We start from the raw sequence: 12,107 nt of genomic DNA on the forward strand, positions 1-12,107 counted from the left end.
TTATATACGTATGTAAATGTTTATGTTTAGTTTAAGAAATTTAATTTTAAATAATTATTCTTTATAGTATGTAACAATAGTTAATAATTTTAAATTGTATAACAATGAATTCATTTATCAACATAAAATATATATATAATATTATATATATAATTAATTAAGTATTAACATTTAGAGTTATATATATATAGAGTAATTTTCTATTAAAAACTAGAGTTTTTCACCGTTCTTGGAAATGGAATTAAATCTTTTACGTTAGACATACCAGTAATATACGACATTAATCTTTCAAATCCTAATCCAAATCCAGAATGGGGAACTGTTCCATAATTTCTCAGATCTCTGTACCATTGATAGTCTTCTTTATTTAAACCACATTCATTGATACGTTGGTCTAGAATTTTAATTCTTTCTTCTCTTTGCGAACCTCCTATAATTTCGCCTATTTCAGGAAATAGTATATCCATAGCAGCTACTGTTTTTTTATCTTTATTTATTCTCATATAAAAAGGTTTTAATAATTTCGGATAATTTAGTATTACTACTGGATTATTAAAACAATTTTCTACTAAGTATTTTTCATGAAGAGAAGATAGATCTATTCCAAAACAAATGTTATCAGTTTTAAACTGATTAGAACTTTTTAATATTTCAATCGCATCTATGTAATTAATTTGAAAAAAATTATTTTCTATACAATATGTTAATTTTTTAAACAACTTTTTTTTTAAAAATTTTTCTAAAAAATAAATATCGTCAGCATTATTTTCTAAAACTTTTTTAATAACATATTTTACTGTATTTTCAGATAATTTTATAATATCGTTCAAATTTGAAAAAGATTGTTCAACTTCTAGCATCCAAAATTCTGATAAATGACGACTAGTATTAGAGTTTTCTGCTCTGAAAGTAGGTCCAAAATTGTAAACCTTGGACATAGCACAAGCATACGATTCTAAAGTGAGTTGTCCTGACACAGTTAAAAAAGATTCTTTTCCAAAAAAGTCTTCTTTGTAGTTTACATTTTTAGATATATCTTTAGGAATTTTGTTAAAATCTAGTGTAGACACACGAAACATGGATCCGCTACCTTCTGTGTCTATACTTGTAATAATAGGAGTTGGAATCCAATAATATTCATTTTTAAAAAAAAAATTATGCAATTCAAATGAAAGAGTGTTTCTAATTCTACAAATTGATCCAATGACATTAGTTCTAGCTCTTAAATGAGATACTTCTCTTAAATATTGAGTGGTATGATTTTTAGAAGAAATAGGATATTTTTTGGGATTATTTACCCATCCTAAAACAGTAATGGTTTGTGCTTTAATTTCATATTTTTGTGATTTTCCTTTTGATAACACTAATGTACCAATTATTGATACAGAACAACCAGCAGTTAAACATAATATTTCTGTATGATAGTTTTTTGCAGAAGAATGAGCTACTATTTGAATAGTATGTAAACAAGATCCATCGTATACATTAAGAAATGAAATTCCTATTTTTGAACTCCTTCGAGTTCGAATCCATCCTTGTATTTTTATTTTTTCATTAATTTTTATTTTTTCCATTAATATAAGTTTAATCGGGGTTACCATAAGATTTTTTCATCCTAAATTGAAAATCAAAAAAAATAAATATTTTTGTTTTATACTAATATAGTTTTAACAATGTAAAAAATCATATAAAAAAACAAAATTAGTTTTATATTTATTTATAAATAGAATTTTATGTAGAAATATACATATACAAAAATTAAAGGAAATAATTTAATTTTTTCTTTTATAAGATTAAACCTTTTAATTATTTTCTGTCTATCATAAAAATTAAAATAATATTAAATAATTATTTTTTAAAATGAAAATATATATAAAAAAATAAAAGAATATTATTTTATTGATATTTAATACTAGAAATGCAGTAAATAAACATTATTATATTACAATATATTTAACATAAGTAAGTATATGCAAAGAATATATAAAAATAAAAACGATATATATTTTTTTAGTATATGTTGTTTAAAATTTTGCAAATTAATCAAAAATATTTTATTTCTAAAAAAGTTTAAAAATAATTCAATTTTTAAAAATATTTTTCTATTTATAAATTAAGAAAGTTGAGTAAATTTAAAAAAACAAATAAAACAATTGTTTTAATAAACTTAACATATACATATGTATATGTATATGTATATGTATATGTATATGTATATGTATATGTATATGTATATACTATTTATACAAGTTTTACTTAGTAACTTTATTATTATTGTTGTTCATACAGATTAGAGAGCAATGTGATTTTAACTGATCAACGCATGAATCGCATTGGATAATTAATTTATGGCAAAAATTATTAATGCAGTTTCTATATTTATCACTAGATTTTTTACAATTGTAACAGTAAGATAAAACTTTTTGAGTAATTTTTTCTATCATACGTTCATCGAACACAAAGTTAGATCCTAAAAAACTAATCTTACAATTTTTTTTATTTGAATCATTTACATATCTTATAATTCCTCCTAAAATATGATAAATTTTTTTAAATCCATTCAACAACATCCAAGATGTTGCTTTTTCGCAACGAATTCCTCCAGTGCAATACATAACTATATTTTTTTTTTTAAATTTATTTAAAAAAGAAACAGAATTACTTATTTGTTGTTTAAATGTTTTTCCTGGAATTCGTATAGATCCTTTAAAATGACCTACATTAAATTCATAGTCGTTTCTAACATCTACAAAAATGGTATTAGGATCATTTATATGTTTATTTACCTGCATATAATTTAAATATGTTCCTTTTTTTTCATTATTAAAATTAGGAATATCAATTCCATCTGACACTAATTTTTTACGTACTTTAACTTTTAGCATCCAAAAAGATAAGTTTTTATTATCTATAGCTATATTTAGATACACATTTTTCAACTTTTTATGTAAATTATAGATAAAGTGTTTTACTTTAGTAAATTTACGGTAAGGAATACTTATTTGTGCATTTATTCCTTCTATAGATACATATATTCTTCCAAAAACATTGCATTTGAAAAAGTATAAATATAATTTATTTCTAACTTGAAGTGGATTTTCTACGTAAAAATATTTATAAAACGAAATAGTAATTCTACAATGATGAAGATAAACTTCTTTCTTTTTTAAATCTTTTCTGCAAAAAATATTATTTAGCTTAAAATTCATTATTTACCTTATAACTTTAAACATAAGTTTTTGTATCTAAAATATTTTTATATGTACAAACATAGTAATTTGTACTAACTGATAATTACTTTTTAAAAACAAAATAAATTAGTAATTTATTATATTTAACTTAACAATTCATTTTTTTCATTTTTTAATTTCAATAAATATATTTTTTCTTTTATTAAAATGTTTTTTGGAGCTTTTTTTAAAAAATTTTTATCAGATAATTTTTTTTTACTAATTTTAATTTTTAAATTTATTTTATTCAATTTTTTTATTAATAGATCATTGTTATATATAACTTTTTCTTTATGTTCTACAGGAATATAAAAAGTTATATTGTTTATTATTTTTTGTATATAATTATTCTTGTTATTTTTATTTTTTAAATTTTTCAAATACATTAAATTGGATAGTTTACATAAATATTTAGAATATTTTGTAATTATTTTTTCTCCTATTTTATCATGTGACTGAAAATACATAGATATTTTTATATTTTTTTTTATATTAAGTTCTAAACGAATTTTTCTAACAGAAGTTATAATTAATTTTAACCATTGCATTTCTATGATAGATTTTTTATCTATTAATATAGAATTAAATTTCGGAAACGGTTGTAACATAATAGATGTAAATGGTATTTTTTTTGCAATGCTAATTTCCTTCCAAATTATTTCTGTAATAAATGGAATAATAGGATGAGATAAGATTAAAAATTTTTCTAATATGTTTAGAGAAGTATATTCTATCTCTAACTTTTTTTCGTCATTAAAAAAATTTTTATTTATAAAAAGCTTAGAACATTCTAAATACCAATCACAAAAACAATTCCACAAAAAATTATATAATGCTTTAGAAGCTATATCAAATCTAAAGTTATTCAAATTGTTTTCATAATGTTTAACTAAATTATTAAATTTAACATTAATCCACTTGTTTAAAATGCACTTTGTTTCTATATTTTTTTTATACATATTCAATTTAGATAGATTTATTTTATTAATAATAAAACGACTGGCATTCCATAGTTTATTGCAAAAATTTCTATATCCTTTTAATTTATTCATATCCCAATTAATAAATCTATTATTAGATGCTATAGAAGAAAAAGTAAATCTTAATGCATCTGTACCCATAGCTTTAATACCTGATGGAAATTGTTTCTTTGTAAGATTTATAATAGTATTTAATGTATTAGATTTAATTAAATTACTAGTTCTTTTTTTAATTAAGTCTGGTAAATTGATTCCGTCAACCATATCTAAAGGATCTATGACATTTCCTTTTGATTTTGACATTTTTAATCCTTGTTCGTCTTTAATTAATCCAGTAATATATAATTTCTTAAATGGTACTTGAGGATTTCCATATTTATCTTTTATAAAATATAAAGTTAACATGATCATTCTGGCTATCCAGAAAAATATAATATCAAATCCACTTATTAGTACATTAGTAGAATGAAAAGTTTTTAATTCCTCCGTTTTTTTAGGCCAACCTAAAGTTGAAAAAGTCCATAAAGCTGAAGAAAACCAAGTATCCAATACATCTTTTTCTTGTTTTAAAGTGACAGATTGCTTAATTAAATATTTTTTTCTAATATCTTCTTCATTTTTTCCAACATACATTTTTTTTTCTTTGTCGTACCAAATAGGTATACGGTGTCCCCACCATAATTGACGAGATATACACCAATCTTGAATATTATTCATCCAAGAAAAATACATATTTGCATATTGTTCAGGAAATATTTTAATAGAATCATTTTTTACAGCTAAAATTGCTTTTTTTGATAGAGAATTAGTTTTTAAATACCATTGGCTTGTTAACATTGGTTCTATAATAGAACCGCTTCTGTCACTATATGCTTCTTTTCCTCTTAAATTGGTAGTCTTTGTTAATAATCCTAATTTTTTTATTTCTGTTAATATTTTTTTTCTTGCTTCAAGAATAGTCAAATATCGAAATATATCAGGAGTTTTTAAGTATTCCATATCTATTTTTTTTCCACAGTAATCATATGATTTCAATATATCTAAAATATATCCAGAAGAAGAAAAAATGTTAATTATAGGTAATTTATTTTTTATTGCTATAGAATAGTCTATAAAATTATGACCTGGGGTTATTTTTACGCATCCAGTACCTTTATCTATCTTAATTGAAGGATCTCCAATTATAGGAATAATTCGATTTATTATTGGAACAACTGCTTTCTTTCCAATAAAGTGGTTATTTTTAGAGTCTAATGGATTTATAGCTATAGCTACATCGCCTAATAATGTTTCAGGACGTGTAGTAGCTATTTCGATAAAATTAGTTGAAGATACATTTTGCGAGTTGTTTGTACAAATAGGATATTTTATATACCAAAACGTTTTATTTATTTCACGATATTCTATTTCTAAATCTGAAATAACAGTTTTTACTGTTGTATCCCAATTTACTAGACGTTTTTTTTTATAGATTAATTTATCATGATACAATGTTATAAATGCTTTTTGAACAGCTTTTGAAATTTTTGGATCTAATGTAAAACGTTCTCTTGTCCAATCTACTGAACAACCTAATCTTTTTATTTGATTATTTATGATTTTTTTTGTTTTCTTTATCCATTTCCATGCGATTTTAGTTAATTGTTCTCTTCGGTAATTTTTCGGAAATATACCTTTTTCTTCAATTATTTTTTTTTGAATAATAATTTGAGTAGCAATACCAGCATGATCAGTTCCCGTTTGCCATAAAGTATTTTTTCCTTTCATTCTATTATAACGTACTAGAATGTCCATTAATGTCTGCTGGAAAGCATGACCCATATGTAAATTTCCAGTTACATTTGGAGGTGGCATCATAATACAAAAACTTTTTTTGCTTTTGTCATTATTAGGTTTAAAAAAATTATTTTTTTCCCAAAAAGAATATATTTTTTCTTCAATTGATTTTGGATTATATTGATTTTTCATAGTAATTTATTAATATTTATTTTTAATATGCAATTTATTTTTTAATATAAATTTTATTTATTATATTTTAAACATTAAAAATTTAAAAAATATAAAAAATATAAATTTATTTAAAATAATTTTTTTGCAATATAGAGTTGTATAGAATTTAGAACATAAGAATAATAAACTCATATTGTTATTGTGATAATTTACATCTATTTAACAAAAACTGTATTAATAAGTTTATAGGACGTCCAGTAGCGCTTTTTTCCTTTCCAGAAGTCCATGCTGTTCCTGCAATATCCAAATGAGCCCAACGGTATTTTTTTGAAAAATGAGATAAAAAACAAGCTGCAGTTATAGCTCCGGCTGTTCCACTTCCAACATTTCTTAAATCTGCAATATTTGATTTTAATTCTTCATAGTATTCGTCAAACATAGGAAGTCTCCATATTTTATCATTTGTTTGATTAGAAGCCGTTATTAGTTCTTGAGATAACAATTTATCTTTTGTCATAAAACCGCTAACATTTTTTCCTAATGCTGTTATACATGCTCCAGTTAACGTAGCAACATCTATTACTATTTCAGGATCATATTTTTCTAAATAAGTAAGTGTATCACATAGTAGTAATCGTCCTTCTGCATCTGTATTAATGATTTCCACCGTTTTTCCAGACATAGTTTTTATTATGTCACCCGGACGAAATGAATTTCCATCCGGCATGTTTTCACTACCAGCTAAAATTCCAATAATATTAATAGGTAAGTTTAATTGAGCTACAGATAATAAAATTCCATATACTGCTGCTGCTCCGCACATATCATATTTCATTTCATCCATTGCGTATGAAGATTTTATCGAAATACCTCCAGAATCAAAAGTAACTCCTTTTCCTAAAAATATAATTGGTTTTTTATTCAAAACATCATTGATAGATTTATATTTTATAATAGAAATATAGGGTTTATTTTTAGATCCTTTTCCGACTGATAAATATGCATTCATTCCTAAATTTTTTATTTTTGTAGCGTTTAAAACACTTACATTTATTGTGTTTTTATATTTATGTTTTAATTGTTTAGCGCAAGTGACTAAATAAGCTGGATTACATATATTAGGAGGACAATTAGCTAAATTTTTCGCATAACTTTTTCCTATAGATATGGCTATACTGTGTTTAATGGCTTTTTTTCCAATTTCTTTTTCTTTTTTCGAAATATAAGTAAAATAAATTTTTTTTAAATTAAAATATTTATTACTTTTTTTGTATTTGTTAAAAATATAAAAAGAATCATATATAATATCTATAAATATTCTTATTTTCCAATACAAATTATAACTTTTAACATTTAAATCTAATAATGAAAAAAAAATAGTGGGTGTAACAATAGTTTTCAATATATTTATACTTTTATGTATAATTTTTATATATGTTTCATAAGTTATAGTATCTTTATCTCCACATCCTACTAAGATTACTTTTTTAAAATTAATGTTAGGAATTTTGTATAAAAAAACTCCATTTCCCGGTTTACTTAATTGTGGTTCTGATCTAATCAAACTAGAAATATATCCGTTGCTTTTTACATCTATTTTTTTTGCAAAATAAGATAACTTATTAGATTGAAAAACTCCTATAATAATAGATTCTATGTTTGGTATATTTAATATTTTGTCTTTAATAAAGCACTTCATATTAATCCTATTTTTTACTTAAAAAAATTATATATTATTTTTTTTAAAATTTTTTAATAAACCTGTATTTAGTAGTATAATACACTAAAGATGATTCATACGATGATTATTTACATATGTTCACAATATTTTATTAAAATTTAAACAAAAATTTATTTTAATTAAAATAAATATAGTTTTTTTTTAATAAATTAAATATCTATATTATAGATACATGATTTTAAGACATGTAAGTATGTACATTTTTTTTTTGAAACATAGATGTTATTATTTAGGAAGTACATAAAGTATAAAATATCGAATAAATATGTATATGTTCCTTTTAAAAAACTAGAAGATAAATTATATGAACAGAATGTACAAAAAAAATTTTTTAAGAATAATAGATTTTAATAAAGTTGACATAAATAAATTGTTAGACTTAGCACAAAAATTAAAAGTAAAAAAAAAAAAAAATGATGAAAAAAAATATTTAAGAGGAAAAAACATTGTATTAATTTTCGAAAAAGAATCTACGCGCACAAGATGTGCAATAGAAATTGCTGCTTTTAATCAAGGAGCGAATACTACATATTTAGAATCTAAAAATTCACATATAGGATATAAAGAATCTATTAAAGATACATCTAGAACTTTAACGTCAATATATGATGGCATATTTTTTAGAGGAATAGATCATAGTAATGTTGATGAATTAGCATCATTTTCTTATGTTCCTGTGTGGAACGGATTGACAAAACAACATCATCCAACTCAAATATTAGCAGATATGTTAACTATAAAAGAAGACCTCCATAATTTTAAATCGTTATCTGACATTAAATTAGCCTATATAGGAGATTCTAGTAATAATATTTCAAATAGTTTAATAGAAATGTCTCTATTATATCAATTTGATTTTCGTGTAATATCTCCAAAAAAATATTTAAAAAAAACAATGAAAGAAAATAAACATATAGATGATTTAATTAAAAAAAGTAAAAACATTTTATTTACTGATAATATTGATTTAGGATTAAAAAATGTAGATTATGTATATACGGATGTATGGCTATCTATGGGTGATGACAATGATAAGTGGACTAAGACTATTGATTGTTTATATGAATATCAAGTAAATGAAAAATTGTTAACGTTAACTAATAATAAAAATGTAAAAGTGTTACATTGTCTTCCTGCTTTACACGACAAAAAAACCGTGTTATCTAGAAGTATATATTCTTCATATAATTTAAATAATGGTATAGAGATTACAAACGATGTTTTTGAAAAAAACAAAGAAATTATTTTTAGACAATCAGAAAATAAATTACATACTATTAAATCTTTATTAATACTAAGTTTAATTAAAACGATTAATTAAAAGCTAAATTAATGTATAATTAAGAAACTTAATAAGTAATTTTTAAAAAAAAATTATTTAAATAACGATTAATATGTATTTATGAATTTTAAAACAATCTTTAAAATCATTAAATATATATTATTTTTTTTTAAACTCTTAGAATTAGGATTCTATATGTTTAAAACAATACATACTAATAAAGTAATAAGTCCATTAGGACCATATGTTCAAGGATCTATATTTAATAATATGATGTTTATATCTGGACAAATTGGATTAAATAAAAAACCTGAGTCTTCAACTAAAAATATAACTGAAGAAACAATGTTCATTTTAAATAATATAAATTATATTTTACAAGAAGGAGAATTTAAGGTTAATAATATTATTAAAACTACAATATATGTTACCGATATACATGATTTAAAAAAAATAAACATAGCATATGAAAAATTTTTTTTAAACCATAATTCTCAATTTCCTACGAGATCTTGTGTTCAAGTAGCAAAATTACCATACGATGCTAATATAGAAATTGAAGCTATTGCGATGAAAAACTTATGAATTTCAGTATTAAAAGTATTCACATACTATAATATATATATGCCACTATGTGGCATAAACTATATATTTTTAACTTGAAAAAATAAAATTATTAAACCTTATTAAGTTCTACGTCTACTTAATTTTTTTCGTTCAGGAACATATTTCAAAAAAGATTTTTTATTCGAAAAACGATTTTTTTCATTATGTTTTTTCAATTTAAAATTTTTGTTATTAGAAATAAGTCTTATATTAATAAACTTGTTTAAAATACGTGTTTTAGAAAAAAAATTCAATGTTTTTGTAGGTAAAGACATAGGTAATTCAATTGTAGAATGAATTGGAAAAAGTCTTACGTTTCCTATATCTTTGCTACTTAAATTTCCTTCATTTGCAATTGCACCTACTATATGTCGTACTTCTACTCCATCGTTTCTTCCAACATCAATTTTATAAAGATTCATTAGCACATTTTTTTCTTTTTTAAATTTACTTCTCTTAAAATTATTAAATGTTTTTGTACTATTTTTTAAAGTTAGAAATTTGTTACTTTTATATAATGGTTCAGATTTTATGATTAGTACTCTTCTCCCTTGAGCCATTTTAAGTAAAGCTGCAGCTAATTTTTCAATGGTAATATGTTCAAAACATTTTAGCTTTTTTAATATTGATTGATAATCTACTAAATCTTTACTATTTAGCTGTTTTTCTATTTTTAAATTAATTTTTTGTAATCTTTTTTCTGTTAATAACGAGTTGTTAGGTAACTTTGTTTCAAAAATTTTTGATTTTGTTATTCTTTCGATATTTCTCAACAGTCTTTTTTCTCTGTGTTCTACAAAAAGTAAAGCTTTTCCAGTTCTTCCTGCTCTTCCAGTTCGTCCTATTCGATGCACATATGATTCTACATCCATAGGAATATCATAGTTAATTACTAGATTTAATCTATCTACATCTAAACCTCTAGCTGCTACATCTGTAGCAATTAATATATCTAGTCTACCAGTTCTTAATTTTTCTAAAGTTTGTTCTCGAAGAGCTTGGTTCATATCGCCGTTTAATGCTGCGCTATTATATCCATGTTTTTCAAGAGATTCAGAAACTTCTAAAGTTGCATTTTTAGTTCTAACAAATATTAGAGCAGACAAAAATTCTTCTACTTCTAAAAATCGAATAAGTCCTTCTGTTTTTCTTACATTAACAATCCAATAGCTTTGTTCTATATCGGGTTTATTAGTAATATTGGATTTTATGTATATTTCTTTTGGATGTTTCATAAATCTTTTAGAAATTTTTCGAATAGCATCAGGCATAGTTGCAGAAAATAAAGCGGTTTGATGGTTTTTTGGGATTTTAGCCATAATGTTTTCTACATCTTCAATAAATCCCATTCTTAACATTTCATCAGCTTCATCTAAAACTAAACTTTTTAATCTTGATAAGTTAAGAGTTCCTCGTTTTAGATGATCCAAAAGTCTCCCTGGTGTTCCTACTACTATATGCGGGCCTTTTTTTAAGGATCTTAACTGGTTTTCATATTTTTGACCGCCATACAAAGCTAATATTTGTACTCCTTTAATATATTTTGAAAATGCTAAAAATGCTTCTGACACTTGCACTGCTAATTCTCTAGTTGGAGTTAAAACCAAAACTTGAGGAAATTTTAAAAGTAAGTCTAGATTTTGTAATAATGGTAAAGAAAAAGCAGCAGTTTTTCCGCTTCCAGTTTGAGCCATTCCTAAAACGTCATAGTTTTTTAATAAATAAGGAATGCAAGAAAATTGAATAGGAGAAGGTTTTGTGTATCCCATTTCATGTAGAGATTTAATTAAATTAGTATTTAAACCAAGTTTTAAAAATGATGTTTCGATATGAGTCATGTAATACTTATGCCTCTTTATTTACGGCGGCTAGCTTACACAAATCATCAAAATAAAATTTTTTATTTTTCATTGAATAATGTGAACCAGCTTTAATTAAATAATGCTAACTGACAAAAATAATATTACTAATATTATTAATAATTAATATTTAGTAATAAAATCTGGTTTTTTATAAAAATATATCTTTAATATTAACATATTAAAAATAGTAATAATATATTTTAAAATAAATATTTTTTTAAATTTACAGTAAATTTTAAATATGAAATCATTCTTTTATTTAATTCTAAACATTAATATAAAATTATTAAATAGAATTTTTCTTATTACTATTAAAAATAAGAAATTAAAATTTAAATTTGTCTAGACATTTGATGCTTTAAATTGATTAATGTGAGTAACTATTACAAATAATAATTGTTTTTATTAAAAAATATAATTTTTTATATATTTCAATAGATAAATAGATGGAATAGA

Annotated in this window: 7 protein-coding genes; 2 read left to right on the plus strand and 5 right to left on the minus strand. The window is 22.6% G+C overall.

All coding sequences use genetic code 11. From position 1 onward, the window contains the following. Positions 1-203: 203 nt before the first annotated feature. The 4 genes from asnS to AB4W63_RS01465 all read right to left on the minus strand — a co-directional run bounded on the left by asnS (position 204) and on the right by AB4W63_RS01465 (position 7,859). Positions 204-1,601, minus strand: a complete 1,398-nt coding sequence (gene asnS, locus AB4W63_RS01450) for an asparagine--tRNA ligase (RefSeq protein WP_367680831.1) — start codon at positions 1,599-1,601, stop codon at positions 204-206. Positions 1,602-2,252: 651 nt separating this feature from the next. Continuing rightward, a complete protein-coding gene (locus AB4W63_RS01455; RefSeq protein ID WP_367680832.1) occupies positions 2,253-3,209 on the minus strand; it encodes a rhodanese-related sulfurtransferase in 957 nt (318 codons plus the stop codon). Between the two features lie 125 nt (positions 3,210-3,334). Continuing rightward, the gene (locus AB4W63_RS01460; protein ID WP_367680833.1) at positions 3,335-6,178 is read right to left on the minus strand and encodes a valine--tRNA ligase; all 2,844 of its coding nucleotides are present in this window, start codon (positions 6,176-6,178) and stop codon (positions 3,335-3,337) included. Positions 6,179-6,356: 178 nt separating this feature from the next. Next, complete coding sequence (locus AB4W63_RS01465) at positions 6,357-7,859, minus strand: leucyl aminopeptidase (RefSeq protein ID WP_367680834.1); 1,503 nt, start codon at positions 7,857-7,859, stop codon at positions 6,357-6,359. A gap of 346 nt (positions 7,860-8,205) precedes the next feature. Between AB4W63_RS01465 and argF the strand changes: the two genes are divergently transcribed. Next, positions 8,206-9,222: an ornithine carbamoyltransferase gene (gene argF / locus AB4W63_RS01470; protein ID WP_367680835.1), complete on the plus strand. Its 1,017-nt coding sequence runs from the start codon at positions 8,206-8,208 to the stop codon at positions 9,220-9,222. A 156-nt stretch (positions 9,223-9,378) separates the two neighbouring features. Then, a complete protein-coding gene (locus tag AB4W63_RS01475; RefSeq protein ID WP_367680836.1) occupies positions 9,379-9,768 on the plus strand; it encodes a Rid family detoxifying hydrolase in 390 nt (129 codons plus the stop codon). Between the two features lie 101 nt (positions 9,769-9,869). Here the strand turns inward: AB4W63_RS01475 and AB4W63_RS01480 are convergent, their stop codons facing one another. Continuing rightward, on the minus strand, positions 9,870-11,627 hold the full coding sequence (locus tag AB4W63_RS01480; protein WP_367680837.1) for a DEAD/DEAH box helicase: 1,758 nt from the start codon (positions 11,625-11,627) through the stop codon (positions 9,870-9,872). Between the last annotated feature and the right edge of the window lie 480 nt (positions 11,628-12,107).

It is taken from the genome of Buchnera aphidicola (Anoecia corni), assembly GCF_964056675.1.
Taxonomy (GTDB): domain Bacteria; phylum Pseudomonadota; class Gammaproteobacteria; order Enterobacterales; family Enterobacteriaceae; genus Buchnera_E; species Buchnera_E aphidicola_B.

Excerpts from the sequence above, each read along its gene's own strand:
- asnS (WP_367680831.1), bottom strand. The coding sequence starts at position 1,601 with ATGGTAACCCCGATTAAACTTATATTAATGGAAAAAATAAAAATTAAT.
- AB4W63_RS01455 (WP_367680832.1), bottom strand. The coding sequence starts at position 3,209 with ATGAATTTTAAGCTAAATAATATTTTTTGCAGAAAAGATTTAAAAAAG.
- AB4W63_RS01460 (WP_367680833.1), bottom strand. The coding sequence starts at position 6,178 with ATGAAAAATCAATATAATCCAAAATCAATTGAAGAAAAAATATATTCT.
- AB4W63_RS01465 (WP_367680834.1), bottom strand. The coding sequence starts at position 7,859 with ATGAAGTGCTTTATTAAAGACAAAATATTAAATATACCAAACATAGAA.
- argF (WP_367680835.1), top strand. The coding sequence starts at position 8,206 with ATGAACAGAATGTACAAAAAAAATTTTTTAAGAATAATAGATTTTAAT.
- AB4W63_RS01475 (WP_367680836.1), top strand. The coding sequence starts at position 9,379 with ATGTTTAAAACAATACATACTAATAAAGTAATAAGTCCATTAGGACCA.
- AB4W63_RS01480 (WP_367680837.1), bottom strand. The coding sequence starts at position 11,627 with ATGACTCATATCGAAACATCATTTTTAAAACTTGGTTTAAATACTAAT.